The following is a 16,732-nucleotide window of genomic DNA, read 5'->3' as shown; positions in this document are numbered from 1 at the left end:
AAATGTTTATCTTTAATTATCAATCACTGTAAACCTTTTTCAGGACGGGACACCGCGATGACGCTGATGTCCGTCATAAATCGGCAAATAGAGAGATAAAAATTCTATTTGCTTTTTTATCAGATATTTCGTATATTTATATAGAGTTGTTTGACAGGATGAACCTCGATGTAAGTTTATTCGAGACTTACGTTTCTAAATCATTACCTCATAAAAAAACAACGCCGTAACTTATTAGGTTACAGCATTGTTTTGTAAATCCTCGGAAACCGCGGGAGAGGGCGGGGATTTTCATGCAGGAACGGCCGCAGGCACACCGACCGGACCGAAGCCGACAGCATTACATAACCGCATCGTTACACGGAACGGACAGACGTGCAACCGCGTAATGGGTCGCAGAGCGCGACCAGACGAGGCGGTGCGAAACGGGCCGGAGATGGAGTGAGCCGGATCGGAATATGGGTGAATCCGAGCAAGAGCCAACCGGAACCGCAGCGTGCGGCCGGGAAAAGCCGGAAACGGAAAGCGAAAGACAGAGGGAGGGCCGAAAGCGGGAAAACGAGAACGGAGAGCAAACCGGGATGGGCCGGAAGCGGGGAACCGCCGGGAAGGGCGGATCAGGCTTTTCCGGGCAAAAGCGATTCGGACCGCCCTTCCGCACAGGCCGCGCGCAGGCGGTCGGCCAGTTCGGGAACTCCCTCGGCGGCACGTTTGCGGATCACCTCCAGCGGATTGCGCACGCCGCGAATCGCCGGCCGTCCCGGGTCGACCACGTAAACCGGAATGTCGGGACGCACGCAGCGCACCAGCGACGCCGCAGGATAGACCGCCAGCGACGTTCCGACCACCATCAGGATGTCGGCCCCGGCGGCAAGTTCCGCCGCACGGTCGAATTCGGGAACCGGCTCGCCGAAGAAGACGATATGCGGACGCAGCAGCGAACCGTCGGGAGCGCGGTCGTCGAAACCCTGCTCGACGCCGTCGAACGGCAGGATGAGCGACGGATCGTCCGTCGAACGAAGTTTGGTAAGCTCCCCGTGCAGGTGGAGAATATGCGTCGAACCCGCCCTTTCGTGCAGATTGTCGACATTCTGGGTGATGACCCGGACGTCGAAATCGCGTTCCAGACCGGCAATCGCCCGGTGGGCGGCGTTCGGCTCGGCCTTGAGCATTTCGGCACGCCGCTCGTTGTAGAAACGGATGACGCCCCGACGATTGAAATCAAGCGCTTCGGGAATGCAGACCTCCTCGATCCGGTAATTCCCCCATGTTCCGTCGGAGTCGCGGAACGTCGCCAAACCGCTGTCGGCGCTGACGCCGGCGCCGGTGAAGACAACAAGTTTTTTCATTGCATGATGTAGTTTCGCCCGGTAAAGGTAACAAATTTATGGCATAGTTCGTGCAAGATCGGTCCGATGTAAACCAAATAAATATTTTTACGCTATGGATCAACAGAAACACACCACCGAAGACACCCTGACCGACATTTTCGGCTCGAAAGAGATGCGTTCGCCCGCTCCCACGGAATTCATTCCCAAGAACAAGACAGCACCCGAAATCGCCTATCAGCTGGTCAAGGACGAGACCTATCCCCAGACCCAGCCGAGGCTCAACCTGGCGACGTTCGTGACCACCTACATGGACGACTACGCCACACGGCTGATGAACGAAGCCATCAACATCAACTACATCGACGAGACGGAGTATCCGCGCGTCGCGGTGATGTGCGGCCGCTGCCTCAATATCGTGGCCAACATGTGGAACTCGCCCGAAAAGGCCGAGTGGAAAACCGGCGCGCTGGGCATCGGATCGTCCGAAGCATGCATGCTGGGCGGAGTGGCCGCATGGCTGCGCTGGCGGGCGCGCCGCAAGGCCGCAGGCAAACCCTTCGACAAACCCAACCTGGTGATGAGCACCGGATTCCAGGTCGTGTGGGAGAAGTTCTGCCAGCTGTGGCAGATCGAGATGCGCACCGTGCCCCTGACGCTCGACCACCCGACGCTCGACATCGGCGAGGCGCTGAAGGCCTGCGACGAGAACACCATCTGCATCGTGCCCATCGCCGGCGTGACATGGACGGGTCTCGACGACGACATCGAGGGTCTCGACAAGGCGCTCGACGCCTACAACGCCAAGACGGGCTACGAAATCCCGATCCACGTCGACGCGGCTTCCGGAGGTTTCATCCTGCCGTTCCTACACCCCGAGAAGAAGTGGGACTTCCGCCTCAAATGGGTGCTGTCGATCTCCACGTCGGGCCACAAGTACGGACTGGTGTACCCCGGACTGGGATGGGTCGTATGGAAGGACAAGAAGTACCTGCCCGACGAAATGTCGTTCTCGGTCAACTACCTCGGCGCGAACATCACGCAGGTGGGCCTGAACTTCTCGCGGCCGGCGGCGCAGATTCTCGGCCAGTACTACAACTTCATCCGGCTGGGATTCGAGGGGTACAAGGAGGTGCAGCAGAACTCGATGGACATCGCCAAATACTGCCACGAGCAGATCGGCAAGATGCCGTGCTTCCGGAACTACGCCAAAGAGGTCGTCAACCCGCTGTTCATCTGGATGATGGACCCCGAATACGACAAGAAGGCCAAATGGACGCTGTTCGACCTGCAGGCCGCCTTGCAGCAGAGCGGCTGGATGGTCCCGGCATACACCATGCCCAAGAACATCGACGAGATGATCGTCATGCGCATCGTGGTTCGCCAGGGCATGTCGCGCGACATGGCCGACATGCTTCTGGGAGACATCCGCAACGCCGTGGCCGAGTTCGAGAAACTCCGGTACCCCACGCCCTCGCGCATCAAGTACGAGAACAAGGAGCACCAGAAAGGCAAGGTCTACACGCATTGATGCGGCCGGAGGTCACCGGACCTCCGACTGCCGGAACGCTGGCGGGAAAAGCGGCCTTCGGACCGCAATTTCGGCCATAGCATCCAAAAGAGGCTTCTCAAGCCGCCCCTGAAGGGCGCTTTCTCGCGGCCGGCAACGGCTGACCGAACATTCAGGGACCTTCCCCGCGACACGCGCCCCCTCCGGGCGGCAGAACGCCGGACGGCTCACGCTTCACCCCCGAAGCGGAGCCGTCTTTTTCATTTGCGGCGGGAGGCTTTTCCGGACCTTCGGCGGCGGCCTACGCAAGCCCGGCGCTGCCGCCACGGACCGGAAAAACGCCCCCGCAGCGACACGACGCAACGAACAAAACATAGGGCGCAAAGGACTTGCCGGGACCGGAAAAAATACGTATCTTTCGTGCGTTTTATCCCCAACGTCTATGAAAGAGAATTTCGACATTTTCCTGATCGTCATGGCCCTTCTGGCCGCCGTGGTCTACGCCGCGCTGCACTTCTTCGAGGCGGGCTACGGCTATCTCTTCGACCGCCGCTACGGGCCACCCGTGCCCAACCGCGTGGGCTGGATGGTGATGGAATCTCCGGTTTTCATCCTCATGTGCGTGCTGTGGGCCTCGTCCGAAAGGATGTGGCAGGCCGGGCCGCTGGCGCTGTTCTGCCTGTTCCAGGCCCACTACCTCCAGCGGGCCTTCATCTTCCCGCTGCTGATCCGCGGCAAGGGCCGCATGCCCCTCGGCATCGTCGTGATGGGCATGGTCTTCAACACGCTCAACGCCCTGATGCAGGGAGGCTGGATTTTCTACGTCTCGCCCGCTGACTACTACGCCGGATGGTTCGCACAGCCCTATATCTATATCGGCGGGGCGTTGTTCGTGGCCGGAATGGCCGTAAACCTCCATTCGGACCACATCATCCGCCACCTCCGCCGCCCGGGCGACACGCGCCACTACATCCCCCGCGGGGGCATGTTCCGCTACGTCTCGTCGGCCAACTACTTCGGCGAACTGCTCGAATGGGTGGGATTCGCCGTAGCCTCGTGGTCGTGGGCCGGAACGGTCTTCGCATGGTGGACCTTCGCCAACCTCGCACCGCGCGCCGCATCGCTGCGCCGCCGCTACGAGCAGGAGTTCGGCGAAGAGTTTTCGCGCCTTCGCCGCAAACGGATCATCCCCTTCATCTATTGACCCGCCTAAAAGGCGGGGTTCAGGTTGCGGATGGTCCGTTACAACGTTTTTCACCCAGTTCTGCGCCCGCCGGATTAAGAAGACGACTTCAGGGACGACGCAAGAATTTCACGTTTCGGAACGAGGTCTGCGCATCCGACTTTCAACCCTCAACTTCTAACTCTCAACTTTCAATTCAATGTCCTCTACACTTTTCACCCCTTATAAATTAGGCCCCGTCACGCTGCGCAACCGCACGATCCGTTCGGCGGCCTTCGAATCCATGGGCAAGGACTTCGGTCCCACCCGGCAGCTCAAGGACTACCACGTCGCCGTAGCCCGCGGCGGCGTGGGCATGACCACGCTGGCCTATGCCGCCGTGTGCCGCAGCGGACTGTCGTTCAACAAGCAGCTGTGGCTGCGTCCCGAGATCGTCCCCGGACTGCGCGAAATCACCGACGCCGTGCACCGCGAAGGGGCCGCCGCGGCCATCCAGATCGGACATTGCGGCAACATGACCCACTGGACCACCGCCGGGCAGATGCCCATCGGCGCCTCGACGGGATTCAACCTCTACGCCTACACGCCCGTGCGGGGCATGAAGAGACGCGAGATCGAACAGGTGGCCCGCGACTTCGGCACGGCGGTGCGCACGGCCCGCGACGCCGGATTCGACTCGGTGGAGGTGCACGCCGGGCACGGCTACCTCATTTCGCAGTTCCTGTCGCCCTACACCAACCACCGGCACGACGAATACGGCGGCTCGCTCGAAAACCGCATGCGCTTCATGCGCATGTGTCTGGGCGAGGCCGTGGAGGCGGCCCGGGCGTGCGGCATGGCGATCACCGTGAAGCACAACATGTACGACGGCTTCAAAGGGGGCATTGAAATCCCCGAGAGCATCGAGATCGCCAAAGTCATCGAATCGTTCGGCGTGGACGGCATCGTCCTCTCGGGCGGATTCGTCTCGAAGGCCCCGATGGCCGTCATGCGGGGGCTGATCCCGATCTACACCATGAGCTACTACTCGCCGCTGTGGCTGCGCTACTTCATCCGCTGGTGCGGTCCCTTTATGATAAAACAGTTCCCCTTCGAGGAGTGTTATTTCCTCGAAGACGCCAAGAAATTCCGGGCCGCCCTGAAAGGTCCGCTGATCTACGTCGGGGGACTCGTCAGCCGCGAGGGCATCGACCGGGCGCTGGACTCGGGATTCGAGCTGGTTCAGATGGCCCGGGCGCTCGTCAACGACCCGGCGTTCGTCGCAAAGCTCCGCGAGGGCGACGCGGCGACGCGAAGCGCCTGCGACCACCGCAACTACTGCATCGCGCGGATGTACTCCGTGGACATGAAGTGCTGCAAGCATTGCGACAACCTCCCGCGACGGATCGTCGAAGAACTCAAACGCCTGCCGTGATGAAACGCGAAGCAATCACACCGTGCGGGGAGCGCAGCGCCTCGCCCGCAGCCGTTTCCGGAAGCGGCCGCAGCGTCGGCCGGCGGGGAGCCGTCGCCCCGGGAAGCGCCTGGGCGCTGGTCACGGGAGCCGGGTCGGGCATCGGACGCTGTTACGCCCTGCGGCTGGCGGCGCTGGGCTACAACCTGGTGCTGGCGGGCAACCGCCGCGAACCGCTGGAGACGGTATGCAGCGAAATACTCGCCGCCGGAGCGGGTCCGGACGGCGGCGTCCGGAAAGCGGCATCCCCCGCCGCCGGGTTCCGGCCCGAGGTGCGGATCGTGGAGATCGACCTGGCGCGCATCGAAGCCGCTGCGGAGCTGTGGGAGGCCGTGCGACGCGAAGGAGCCGCCATCGACGTACTGGTGAACAACGCCGGGATATTCTCGTTCCGCGACATCCTGCAAACCCCCGCCGAGCGCATCGAGCGCATCATCCTGCTGCATGACCTGACGAACACCCAACTGTGCCGGATGGCGGCGGCCGACATGGTGCGCCGCGGCTGCCGGGGGCACATTCTCAACATGTCCTCCTACTCGCTGTGGATGCCCTTTCCGGGACTGGCCCTGTACAGCGCGTCGAAGGCCTACCTGCGGTCGTTCTCGGTGGCCTTCGCGAAGGAGGTCCGCGAGCACGGCATCCGCGTCACGGCGGTCTGCCCGGCGGGTGTGGCGACCGACCTCTACGGACTGACTCCCCGCTGGCAGCGCATCGGCACGCGCCTCGGGGTGCTTATCACGGCCGACTCGTGCGCCCGGCGCGGACTGCGCGCCCTGTGGCGGGGACGCCGGTGCATCGTCCCCGACTGGTGGAACCGCGTGTGGATTCCCCTCTGCAAGATGCTGCCGATGTGGGTGCTGCGTCCGGTCCGCAGGTTCACGATGAAGTTTCAGAAATAGGCTCTTCGAGCACGAAAAAACAATAAATTATGAACACAATCAAAACCGTCGTCTTCGACCTCGGAGGCGTGCTGGTCGATCTGGACATAGACCGCTGCACCGGAGCCTTCCGGAGCCTCGGAATGGATGCCGTGGCCGATCTGATCAACCCCTACTACCCCGCCGAGATGATCGGACGGCTGGAACACGGCGTCATTTCGTTCCACGAAGCCTGCGACGAAATGCGCCGCCTGTCGGGCACGCCCGAGGTAACCGACGCGCAGATCGCCTGGGCCTACGGCCAATTTCTCGTGCGCATCCCGGTCGCGAAACTCCGCCAGATAGACGCCCTGCGCGAGCGCGGAATCCGGACCTGCGTGCTCTCGAACAACAACCCCGCGTCGATGAAATACATCCGACGGATGTTCACGGCCGACGGCAAGACGATGGACGACTATTTCGATGCCGTTTTCCTCTCCTACGAACTGCACGAGCTGAAGCCCTCGGAGGCGATTTTCCGCAAGATGATCGCCGCAGGCGGCATGCGCCCCGAAGAGACGCTTTTCATCGACGACGGACAGAAGAACGTCGACGCCGCGCAGAGACTCGGATTCGCGGTCTACATGCCCGGTCCGGGGGAGGATTTCGGCCACATACTCGACAATCTCAACCGTTACGAAGAGATACTGTAAAATCGCGCAGGCCGACTGATGCCGCCCGTCGCCGCGGCCGTGTCGCCCGTGAGGAAAAGCCGCGTCGAAAAGCACGGTCGCGAACTTGCCGTGGGCGGCTCGGTCGGCCGCCGGACGCAACGGAAACCGCGCCGTCGGCAGGGAGCGCATCATCCGCGTCATACGCAGAAACCGCGCCGCCAGCCGAAAGCCCGCCGATCCGGCAAAGACAGGAACAAAACAAAGCACCCCCTCCGGTCGCAGGACCGGAGGGGGTGCCTCATTTCATACATCGTCTGTCGGAGTGACAGGATTCGAACCTGCGACCCTCTGGTCCCAAACCAGATACGCTACCGGACTGCGCTACACTCCGAACGCCGCGGCTTCCGCCGGAATTTCAATAAAAAAGCAGACCACCCTATCGAGCAGTCTGCCGATTTGTCGGGGAGACTGGATTCGAACCAGCGACCTCCAACTCCCGAAGCTGGCGCGCTAACCGGACTGCGCTACACCCCGAACAAGTGCCCTTATCGTTTTAAGAGCGCACAAAGATAAGTTTAAAATCCGAAAAGACAAAATTATTTCCGAAAAAACATTCTTCAAAAATAACGGACCGGACTCAAAAGCCCCGCAGCGGACGATCGCGGCCGCCTCGCAGCGCCCGGTCCGCCCCGGCGGCGGAGGAGGCGGAGGCGGAGGAAAATCCCGGCTTCCGGAACAAGAGACCGATTTTTTCGTATATTGATACCGCAACAACGCTTTCACGGGCCAGGAGGCGCAACCGCCCCGGATGCAATCCGGTTTTGCGGCCGCCCGTTTTTTCATGTTTACAGACAATGACCGCCAAACTGCTGCTCATACTCCGCTTCTACCGCTCGGCGATGCTCCTCTTCTGCGGAGCGGCGAGCCTCGCCCTGGCATGGGTCGCCAAGGTCCACGGAACGCCGATCGTCCCGGCCCTGCTGTTGGGAAAGGCTTTGATTTACCCGCTTTTCCTCTACGTGTGGATCATCCCGCGCTATTCCGATGAATTCTACTATTACCGCAACCTCGGCATCTGCCGCCGAACACTGCTGGGCGTAAGCTGCGCGGTGGATTTCGGGTTATGCTGTCTTTTGCTGAACTATTCCGCCGCCCTGCTGCATGCCGCCCGCTGAAAAACATATTCTCGAAATCGACTCCGCAGAGCTGGCGTTCGGCGAACGGCGCATTCTCTCGGGTGTTTACCTGCTCGTCGAAACAGGCGGCGTGACGGCTGTGCTCGGGCGCAACGGATGCGGAAAAAGCTGTCTGATGAAGATTCTGTCGGGGTCGCTGAAAGCGGGATTCTGCTCAATGCGCATCGACGGGAAATGGCACAGACGGTTTACCGAAAAGGAGATTCGCTACCTTCCGCAGCATCCGTTCATTCCCGGATGGTTGCGGCTGGAACGCGCACTCGGCGATTTCAGGCTGCAAAGGGAAGACCTGGAACGGTGGTTTCCGGAGTTCATTTCCCTGCGCGGAACCCGCATCGGGGAGCTGTCGGGCGGGGAACAGCGGATTCTGGAATGTTTCATCATCCTGCGCAGCCCGGCCCGGTTCATCCTGCTCGACGAGCCGTTCTCGCAGATTGCACCCCTGCACGTTGCAACGCTCCAAACACTCATCCGGCAGGAAAAGGCCTCGAAAGGGATTTTGCTCACCGACCACATGTACCGCCACGTGACCGGCATTGCCGACCGGCTGTACGTAATGGCCGACGGGCAGGCCTATCCGTGCGAAAACGACGAAGACCTGGTCCGGCGGGGCTATCTGAACCATCTCTGAACGGTCACAGCCGGTGGTAGTGGCAGTAGAGCAATTCGCCGTCGTCGCCCCGCAGGTGCATGCCGCCGCCCTGGCAGTAGCGGAACATCGAGCAATCGGCGCATTCGCCCCTGCGCGCCCATTCGCGGTCGCGGAACGGCTCGAAGCGGTTCTGCCACACGTCCCAGAACCGATCCCGGTAGATGTTTCCCTGATGGTAGTTGGCGCGGATCGACGTGCACCCCGAAATGGCCCCGTCGACACGGATCGAAGCCACCGAAACACCCGCGGCGCATTGGTAGAAATGGTCGCGGACCTCGGCCTCGTAACCGCCCAGGAAGCCTTCGCAGGCATAGCTGACCTCGATCCGGCCCTCCTGCCGCGTGCGGCGGATGAACTCCAGCATCTCCCGGAACTGGGCGTCGGTCATCCGCAGCGTCGGGTCGTTCTTGGCACGCCCCATCGGGAAAATCGAGAAGAGCCGCCAGTGGCGCACCCCCTCCGAAAGGAGCATGTCGCGGAAGGCCTCCAGCTGCGGGACCATCGCCCCCGTGACACAGGTGACCACGTCGTACGACAGCGAGGGTTCGCGCACGATCATCCGCACGGCCTCCAGCGCGCGGTCGTAACTGCGGGGATTCCCGCGGATATAGTTGTGTTCGCGCTCGAAACCGTCGAGGCTCACCGAAACCGATTTCAGCCCCGCGTCGAGCAGACGGCCGAAACGTTCCGGGGTCAGGGCCATGCCGTTGGTCACCATGCCCCACGGGTAGCCGCGGCGCGTGACCTCGGCGCCCGCCTCCTCCAGGTCCGCGCGGACGAGCACCTCGCCGCCCGAGAAGATGACCAGCACGTCGGCGGGATCGACGTGGGGCGTCACCTCCTCGTCGAGCACCTTCAGAAAATCAGCCAGCGGCATGTCCGCCACGCCGGGGTCCACCCGGCAGTCGCTGCCGCAATGGCGGCACGAAAGGTTGCAGCGCAGCGTGCACTCCCAGAATAGCGTATCGAGACGGTGTTCGCGCACCGTCGAAGCATAGAGTTCGGAAAAAATATTGAGGGCCAGTCGTTTGCGAAGCCCCAGCCGGCGGCGTGACATGGCTTATTTCCTGCCGACGGAAGGGTCCTCCTCCTGCGGACGTTCGGCCACGGGAGGCAGCGAATCGGGACGTTCGCGTTCCAGGCGTTTGAGCCGCTCGTTGCGGACGCTGTCCTGCCGGGGCGTCCGCACGCCGTACATGACCACCACGCGGCGGGGAAATTCGGGGTATCCCTTTACGGCCGTCGTATCGGCGCCCTGCGTCTTCGCGGTGTCCTCCTTGGGAGCGTTTTTCACCGACGTACAGGCTGCGGAGAAGCCCAGAAGGGCTGCCAGCGCGAGTTTCAGATTTCTGTTCATAACGCCATGAGGTTTAACATTCTCAATGCAAAGATAAGAATTTTCCGCACAAGACGAAAAAACATGCCAAAAAGTTTTGAAAGCCAATGTTTTTTATTTTACTTTGCCGAACACATTAACACTTTAATTCTCTATTTTTATGACAGGTAAGGTAAAATGGTTCGATGGCAAGAAAGGCTACGGATTCATTACGGCGGAGAACGGAAAAGAGATTTTCGTACACTTCTCGGGCATCGCAAAGGACGGCTTCAAGTCGCTCAACGAAGGTCAGGCAGTCGAGTTCGAAGTTGGCTCCGGTGCCAAGGGAGAACAGGCTATTAACGTAACTGTAGTTGAGTAATCGCGCAAACTATAATTACAGAGAGCAAAAAAGGAGGTCCCCTCGAACCGGAGGCCTCCTTTTTTCTTGCCCGTTTGAAAAAAAAGCAGTACTTTTGGGCGTCCGAAACCGAAAAAAAGGTTCTCAAAACATAAAAACCCTATCAAAACCATGAAAGAAGCAATCGCAATTCTGACCGGCGGCGGACCGGCTCCCGGCATGAATACCGTAGTGGGCAGTGTCGCTAAAACGTTCCTGCGCCAGGGCTATCGCGTCATCGGCCTGCACGAAGGTTACACGGGCCTGTTCAACCCCTCGCCCCGCACCGTAGACATCGACTACCCGATGGCCGACGGCATCTTCAACCAGGGAGGTTCGTTCCTGCAGATGAGCCGTTTCAAACCCAAGGACTCGGATTTCGAGAACAACTTCAACCTCAAGTTCTTCACCGACAACAACATCAAACTGCTGGTGACCGTCGGCGGCGACGACACGGCTTCGACCGCCAACCGTATCGCCAAGTTCCTCGAGGCCAAGAAATACCCCATCGCCAACATCCACGTGCCGAAGACCATCGACAACGACCTGCCGCTTCCGAAGGGCACGCCGACGTTCGGCTACGAGTCGGCCAAGGACAAGGGCGCAGTCATCGCCCGCGCCGTCTACGTCGACGCACGCACGAGCGGCAACTGGTTCGTGCTGGCTGCCATGGGCCGTTCGGCCGGCCACCTGGCATTCGGCATCGGCGAGGCCTGCCACTACCCGATGATCGTCATTCCCGAGATGTTCGACAAGACGGAAATCACCGTCGAGAAGATCGTCAACCTGGTGATTTCGTCGATCATCAAGCGTAAGATCATGGGCATGGACTACGGCGCAGCGGTGATTTCCGAAGGCGTGTTCCACGCGCTGTCGGACGAGGAGATCCGCAAGAGCGGCATCCACTTCACCTACGACGAGCACGGACATCCCGAGCTGGGCAAGGTGTCGAAGGCGCACATCTTCAACGAGATGATCGAGATGAAGCTCAAGGAGCTGGGTCTCAAGGTCAAGAGCCGTCCGGTGGAGCTGGGCTACGAAATCCGCTGCCAGACCCCGATCGCCTACGACCTGACCTACTGCTCGGAGCTGGGTATCGGCGTGCACAAGCTCTTCGCCGAGGGCAAGACGGGCTGCATGGTTTACGTGGATTCGGAGGGCAACGTCTCGCCGCTCTACCTCAAGGACTTGCAGGACCCCACGACGGGCAAGATTCCGCCCCGTCTGGTGGACATCAAGTCGGACAAGTTCACGTCGGTGGTGGAGACCATTCTCAACGCCATCACCCCGGCCGACTACGAAGCCGCCAAGGCTTACGTTCCCAATCCCGAGGAGTACGACTTCCACAAGATCCTGAACTGGAAATAATCCGGTCGCAATCCCATACTCTGATCCCCGCCTCAACAAGGCGGGGATTTTTTTCGCAAAATATTTGCTCGGGGGGGGGATTTCGTATATTTGCATCCCAGAATAACCCAATTCATCATGGAAAAGACCGAAAAACCGGTGTTCGAGCCGATGCCCGAAACACCTGCGGAGCCGGCATCCACGGTCTCCGAATCCGCCGGACAGCCGGCGGCATCGCTCGCCGAAGCGAAAAAGAACATCCTCGTCGGACTGCTGTGGTGCGTCGGCGGACTGGCTTTCAGTTTCATCTCCTACTATTTCACCGAAGCCGGAGGCCGTTACGTCATCGCCACGGGAGCCATCCTCTGGGGTGTCTGGCAGGCAATCATGGGATTATACGTCTGGCTGAAAATCAAGCATGGAGCCGGCGAATACGCCGCCTTTTGGCGCATGCTTGCAACAGCCGTCTGCACCGCCCTGCTCATCGGATACCTCACGGTGCTCTCCACGCAGCTGGTGGACGAAGGCGGCGAGCTGCCGCTGCTCGACACCGAACAGACCTATGATTGCACGGACCTCGGGCTGCGAATCCGAATTCCGGCCGGATACTCCGCCCTCGAAGAGAGCATTGAACCCGAAACCGACTCAACCTACGCCCGCTACACGATGTACGTCCTCGACGGCGAATGGGAATTCAACATCGACGCCCTGCAAGATGTCTTCGATCCCGAGGCAAAGAACATCGCCGACCTCTCGGACTACTGCGCGAGCCGCGATTCGGCCTACTACGACGGCGGGATCATCAAGGCCTCGCGCCCCCTCGTATCGAACGGCACCGACATGCTGTACAGCGAAGGCCGCCGGACCGAATATCCGGGATTCGTATTCACGGCCTACGACCTCAAACAGGGGCAGTCGCTCATCACCGTCGGCATCAGCTACCCCTCGAAGGAATACGGCAAGACGAGTACCCTCCGACGCGTCGAAGAACTGCTCCGAGGCATTGAGCTGACGCAGCCGGAGGAGACGGCAGGAACGGCAGAATAAAAATGATTCGCACGACAGAGAAGGGCAGCCTCCGGGCCATGAGTGGTCAAAAGATCGCAATCAACAGATATTCAGAATAATCCGACAGAGGGGTTGTTATTTTTTCTTGCAATGCAAGTCCGGCAGCCCGAACCGACGCAGCGACCGAGGGTAAAACAGCTCGCTGATTTTACCGAGGTGCAAGGAGGAAGCCGAAGGCAAGCCCCCGGCTGCGGAGGGCTGCAACATACATGTTTTGCCACTCCGCTGGCTTCGGGTTGAAAAACAGAGCGATTATTCAAGAGTAAAACTCAATGTAACAGCTTGTCACAATCTGCCGACCACGCGAGGCCTCCGGGCCGCTTTTTTATCCGAAGAGCGTCGGTTCGGGGGCGGGCGGCACGGGAGCCGCCGGACAGAGGTTGACGACCTCCAGTCCCCGGCCGAGGGCGCGGCGGACGGTGTAGCGGGTGCCGCCGGGCGAACCGTCGTACCACGCCACCAGGACGCGGGCGTTGTACACCAGAAAATCGTTGCGCACGGCATAGCAGCCCCGGTGGTAGGCCGGCGCAAGCACTTCGACGGAATCGGCCTCGGCCAGCACGCGCCGGAAGCGTTCGCGGTCGGCCGGGGAGAAGCGCATCTCCTGCCCCCGGAACGGAACCGCAGCGACGAGCCGCACGCCGGGCGCACGCTCCCGGAGTTCCAGCACCGCCTCGGCGGCGGCCAAATCGAAACCCACGGCCATGCCGCTCAAAAAGTTCCGGAAACCCCGCGCGTACAACTCCCCCACCGTCCGGCGCAGGGCGTCCGCAGCCGCGCCGCGATAGGTGCGATGGCCGGTAAAGGCGACGGATGTGCGGGAATCGGCGATCATGCGTCCAAAGGTAAGGCTTTGGCCCGGACTTTGCAAGCCCCATTGCTGAATTTAAACTTTCAGCAACTATGAAAAACACAGGAATTGCCATCGTATCGCTCGTGGGCGGCATGATCATCGGTTCGGCCCTCACAATGCTCTTCACGCCCCAGTCCGGTCCGGAACTGCGCCAGAAAATCAAGGATTCGATCGACGACGAGATCGACAAGGTGAAAGACAAACTCGGCAAAGTCGAGAGGGAGATCGAGGAAGCCCGCTGCAAATGCGACGAAAAATGACCCTCCCGGCACGACGCAACAATGGAGAATAAACCTTCCGGCGGCCGTTTCATAGCCGCGCTGCTGTTTTTCGCAACGACTGCGGGCATTGCCATCCTGCTGCTGCTCACGGCGCTGGTTATCTGGCTTTCGTCCGTTACGGGTTCGTTCATCGCCTCGGCGCTGATCGCAGGCGGCTTTTTCGCCGTCCTCGCACTCCTCGTCTACCTGTTCGCGATCCGCGACGCCGTGGAACAGATCCGCAGGCAGGCCGAAACGGTTTACGAGGTGGCCCATGCAGCGCAAACGGGCTACGAATGGCTCGCCGGAAAGGTTTCTCTGTTTCTGAAGCTCCGCGAGGAGTTGCAGAAAAAATGAAAAGCCGGAGCAGCATGCTGCTCCGGCTTTTTCGATAACGCCACTGCCGAGTGCGTCACAACGGAACGTCCGCTTCGACATATACCCGCGTATAGCTCTCATTGATACGCAGAAAGAGTTCGAAGCGATTGCTGAACCAGTCGCCGAGCCGGAATACCAGCTTCCCGCCGCGCCGCTCGCATTCGATAGCATAGCCGTCGTCGTCGAAAACGTGTTCGACATCGCCGGCCGGCAGCGACAGCGACACCTCCTGTTCGAGATGGTCGTAGTTGGAACGGTCGATCCGCAACACCGTACTCCCGTATTCGGGCAGTTTATAGGGCTTGGGCAGGTCGGTAACGTACCGGATCGCTGCGCCGACGGTCCTGGACTCCTCCGTAAGCGGCGACACCACGTAGATCTTCAGGTAATTCATCTTCTGACCCCCGATGGGCATGGCATGCTTTCCGGAGGGAAACGACATCAACACCCCTGGACGCACGGCCACGTAACCATGACCGGCCTGCACGGCAGCTGCCGACGCTCCCGTCACCAGCGACTTGGGCGCAACGGCCCCCAGACCGCCGACCTTGCCGAGCGCAAAAAGAACGCAATTGTCTCCGCTCACGAAATTCTGCGCCTTGTCGATATAGATGCCCGAATCGTCCAGCATGGTTTTGCCGTTGCTTTCATCCATCATATTGAGGGTGACGGTCCCTTCGGGATCGCCGGGAATCTTGTCGTCGGAGCAGGAAGAAACGCCGACAGCGAATGCCGCAAGCAGCAGCGGCAGAAGGAGCTTTTTCATTTCAAAATCGTCTTGTGTGAAGTGTAGCCGCGGCAAATATACGCAAAAAACAGCACTTACTCCCATCATATTGCATATATCTTTGATAGCATCATCACGAGACGATAATCCAACTATTTCAAACTCTTCTCCTTTAAACGGACATACTCCTGTACCCCAGCTTCGTTCATCTGAACGGCATAATTTTTTGGCCGTTTTCTCTATACGAAGCCGCAATATCTCCCGTTTGTAGGCTTCTTCCGTACGGTCTTGCCTTCAGGAAGCACCTCCTTAAACTCAGCATCAGCACGGATCAGCCCCTCCAGACCGCCTTGTTCATCCTGCTTTAACCATTTGCGAAAAGCGGCATCAGACACGTAGTGAAGCGTACAGAAATCACTCTATTTAAGTCGACCGTTCAACTTGAACTGGCGAATCAGAAACTCTTTTTCAAGAGGATTCAGATGTGCCATAAAAATTTCTCCTTACCGGTGGATGAAATTGAGGGCTGCCTTTTGTCCGTCAGAAGTCTCCTCTGTAGTGAGGGACATAGCCCCTCACTACAGAGGAGACTTTCAATAAACACCAAAGATACAACTTAACCCGTTGTGCATTTAGTATAAATGTATAAAAAAGATGTTCATGTTAGATAAAATCCGTACATTTATATATCTATCAATCACACAAATATAAAAAAGCAGTTTTAATATAAGTTACGAAAAAATGTTGGAAACCTTACAAGGCATAGAGCAAAAATCAAATTTTCGCAATCAACATCGTCTGCCCCGTATGAGCGATATCGAGGTTCCCACCCTCTTTCTGACGGCGAAATATATGGGCATAGATTCGGAATACCGATTGTTTCGTATGCTTCCCGATTATTTGCGACCCCGAATTGAGCGTAGCGTCTACAACCGCTGTCACAGAGCCTTACCCCCCCCCATTTGTCCGCTCTTCGCAAACGTATGGGCTAAAACATCTCCTCGGCTCCAGACTATCTGATTGTAGACAGTATGCCGCTGGAAGTATGCAGGATCAGTCGTAGTTTACGCTCAACGGTCTGCAAACAGGAATATTATTCTGCTCCTGACAAGGGATTCTGTGCTTCGCAACAGACTTGCTATTATGGCTATAAGCTGCATGTCGTCTGCTCGTTGGAGGGAGTGATCCGCAGTTTCGACCTCTCGAAAGCTTCGGTACATGATATTTATTATCTGAAAAATGTCAAGGAACTTTATCGGGACTGCGTCCTGTTGGACGACAGAGGCTATCTGAGCACCGACTACCGGTTGGATCTGTTCGAGAGTCAACGAATTGTGTTGGAAGTGCCCATACGACGAAATCAGAACGATTACAAGCTGCAACATCCTCTATTCCGACGCTGTCGAAAAAGAATCGAAACGCTTTTCTCGCAACTTTGTGACCCGTTTATGATCCAACGAAACTATGCCAAATAATTCAACGAATTCAGAACCAGGATAATCGCTTAAATGCACAACGAGGAACTTCAATC

18 protein-coding genes and 2 tRNA genes are annotated in these 16,732 nt (G+C 59.0%); 13 read left to right on the top strand and 7 right to left on the bottom strand.

The window, feature by feature from the left end:
• Nucleotides 1-617: 617 nt before the first annotated feature.
• Nucleotides 618-1,349, bottom strand: coding sequence for an SIR2 family NAD-dependent protein deacylase (locus DWW03_RS14990; RefSeq protein ID WP_015545957.1), 732 nt, complete (start codon nucleotides 1,347-1,349; stop codon nucleotides 618-620).
• Between the two features lie 94 nt (nucleotides 1,350-1,443).
• On the opposite strand from DWW03_RS14990, the gene DWW03_RS14985 reads away from it, so the two are divergent.
• The 5 genes from DWW03_RS14985 to DWW03_RS14965 all read left to right on the top strand — a co-directional run bounded on the left by DWW03_RS14985 (nucleotide 1,444) and on the right by DWW03_RS14965 (nucleotide 7,044).
• Nucleotides 1,444-2,859 carry a glutamate decarboxylase gene (locus DWW03_RS14985; RefSeq protein WP_118406953.1) on the top strand — a complete coding sequence of 472 codons (1,416 nt, stop codon included), beginning with the start codon at nucleotides 1,444-1,446 and terminating at the stop codon, nucleotides 2,857-2,859.
• Nucleotides 2,860-3,280: 421 nt separating this feature from the next.
• Nucleotides 3,281-4,042, top strand: coding sequence for a DUF1295 domain-containing protein (locus tag DWW03_RS14980; protein WP_015545955.1), 762 nt, complete (start codon nucleotides 3,281-3,283; stop codon nucleotides 4,040-4,042).
• Between the two features lie 178 nt (nucleotides 4,043-4,220).
• Entirely contained in the window at nucleotides 4,221-5,435 is a 1,215-nt protein-coding gene (locus DWW03_RS14975) for an NADH:flavin oxidoreductase (RefSeq protein WP_015545954.1), read from the top strand.
• Nucleotides 5,435-6,373: an SDR family NAD(P)-dependent oxidoreductase gene (locus DWW03_RS14970; RefSeq protein ID WP_118406952.1), complete on the top strand. Its 939-nt coding sequence runs from the start codon at nucleotides 5,435-5,437 to the stop codon at nucleotides 6,371-6,373. The genes DWW03_RS14975 and DWW03_RS14970 overlap by 1 nt, the downstream gene beginning before the upstream one ends.
• A 29-nt stretch (nucleotides 6,374-6,402) precedes the next feature.
• The gene (locus DWW03_RS14965; RefSeq protein ID WP_015545953.1) at nucleotides 6,403-7,044 is read left to right on the top strand and encodes an HAD family hydrolase; all 642 of its coding nucleotides are present in this window, start codon (nucleotides 6,403-6,405) and stop codon (nucleotides 7,042-7,044) included.
• 278 nt (nucleotides 7,045-7,322) lie between these two features.
• On the opposite strand, the gene DWW03_RS14960 is transcribed toward DWW03_RS14965, so the two are convergent.
• Nucleotides 7,323-7,396, bottom strand: a tRNA-Pro gene (locus DWW03_RS14960).
• Nucleotides 7,397-7,464: 68 nt separating this feature from the next.
• Nucleotides 7,465-7,539: transfer RNA gene (locus tag DWW03_RS14955), tRNA-Pro, on the bottom strand.
• Between the two features lie 320 nt (nucleotides 7,540-7,859).
• Here DWW03_RS14955 and DWW03_RS14950 point away from each other — a divergent pair.
• Together DWW03_RS14950 and DWW03_RS14945 are read left to right on the top strand one after the other, a co-directional pair.
• A complete protein-coding gene (locus tag DWW03_RS14950) occupies nucleotides 7,860-8,180 on the top strand; it encodes a hypothetical protein (protein WP_022061224.1) in 321 nt (106 codons plus the stop codon).
• A complete protein-coding gene (locus DWW03_RS14945; protein ID WP_022061223.1) occupies nucleotides 8,167-8,832 on the top strand; it encodes an ATP-binding cassette domain-containing protein in 666 nt (221 codons plus the stop codon). Before DWW03_RS14950 ends, DWW03_RS14945 begins: the two co-directional genes overlap by 14 nt.
• A 4-nt stretch (nucleotides 8,833-8,836) precedes the next feature.
• Here DWW03_RS14945 and DWW03_RS14940 read toward each other — a convergent pair whose 3' ends face one another.
• On the bottom strand, nucleotides 8,837-9,910 hold the full coding sequence (locus DWW03_RS14940; protein ID WP_118406951.1) for a TIGR04133 family radical SAM/SPASM protein: 1,074 nt from the start codon (nucleotides 9,908-9,910) through the stop codon (nucleotides 8,837-8,839).
• 3 nt (nucleotides 9,911-9,913) lie between these two features.
• Complete coding sequence (locus tag DWW03_RS14935; RefSeq protein WP_015545949.1) at nucleotides 9,914-10,210, bottom strand: hypothetical protein; 297 nt, start codon at nucleotides 10,208-10,210, stop codon at nucleotides 9,914-9,916.
• A gap of 139 nt (nucleotides 10,211-10,349) precedes the next feature.
• Here DWW03_RS14935 and DWW03_RS14930 point away from each other — a divergent pair, with 139 nt between their 5' ends.
• From DWW03_RS14930 to DWW03_RS14920, 3 genes are all read left to right on the top strand, one after another.
• Complete coding sequence (locus tag DWW03_RS14930; RefSeq protein WP_015545948.1) at nucleotides 10,350-10,550, top strand: cold-shock protein; 201 nt, start codon at nucleotides 10,350-10,352, stop codon at nucleotides 10,548-10,550.
• A gap of 150 nt (nucleotides 10,551-10,700) precedes the next feature.
• A complete protein-coding gene (locus DWW03_RS14925; RefSeq protein WP_015545947.1) occupies nucleotides 10,701-11,936 on the top strand; it encodes a 6-phosphofructokinase in 1,236 nt (411 codons plus the stop codon).
• A 117-nt stretch (nucleotides 11,937-12,053) separates the two neighbouring features.
• Nucleotides 12,054-12,962, top strand: a complete 909-nt coding sequence (locus tag DWW03_RS14920) for a hypothetical protein (protein ID WP_022061221.1) — start codon at nucleotides 12,054-12,056, stop codon at nucleotides 12,960-12,962.
• Between the two features lie 346 nt (nucleotides 12,963-13,308).
• Here DWW03_RS14920 and DWW03_RS14915 read toward each other — a convergent pair whose 3' ends face one another.
• Entirely contained in the window at nucleotides 13,309-13,818 is a 510-nt protein-coding gene (locus tag DWW03_RS14915; protein WP_118406950.1) for an SLOG family protein, read from the bottom strand.
• Nucleotides 13,819-13,886: 68 nt separating this feature from the next.
• Here DWW03_RS14915 and DWW03_RS14910 point away from each other — a divergent pair, with 68 nt between their 5' ends.
• Both DWW03_RS14910 and DWW03_RS14905 read left to right on the top strand, forming a co-directional pair.
• Nucleotides 13,887-14,096, top strand: a complete 210-nt coding sequence (locus DWW03_RS14910) for a YtxH domain-containing protein (protein WP_015545944.1) — start codon at nucleotides 13,887-13,889, stop codon at nucleotides 14,094-14,096.
• Nucleotides 14,097-14,117: 21 nt separating this feature from the next.
• Entirely contained in the window at nucleotides 14,118-14,453 is a 336-nt protein-coding gene (locus DWW03_RS14905) for a DUF1469 domain-containing protein (protein ID WP_015545943.1), read from the top strand.
• 55 nt (nucleotides 14,454-14,508) lie between these two features.
• On the opposite strand, the gene DWW03_RS14900 is transcribed toward DWW03_RS14905, so the two are convergent.
• A complete protein-coding gene (locus tag DWW03_RS14900; RefSeq protein WP_118406954.1) occupies nucleotides 14,509-15,240 on the bottom strand; it encodes a DUF5036 family protein in 732 nt (243 codons plus the stop codon).
• Nucleotides 15,241-16,196: 956 nt separating this feature from the next.
• Between DWW03_RS14900 and DWW03_RS17110 the strand changes: the two genes are divergently transcribed.
• Nucleotides 16,197-16,676 (top strand): IS982 family transposase, encoded by a 480-nt coding sequence (locus DWW03_RS17110; RefSeq protein ID WP_349911832.1) that lies wholly within the window; start codon nucleotides 16,197-16,199, stop codon nucleotides 16,674-16,676.
• Nucleotides 16,677-16,732 lie beyond the last annotated feature (56 nt).

The organism is Alistipes sp. AF14-19 (assembly GCF_003461645.1).
Taxonomy (GTDB): Bacteria; Bacteroidota; Bacteroidia; order Bacteroidales; family Rikenellaceae; genus Alistipes; species Alistipes shahii.
This window is presented reverse-complemented; position numbering and strand designations above follow the sequence as displayed.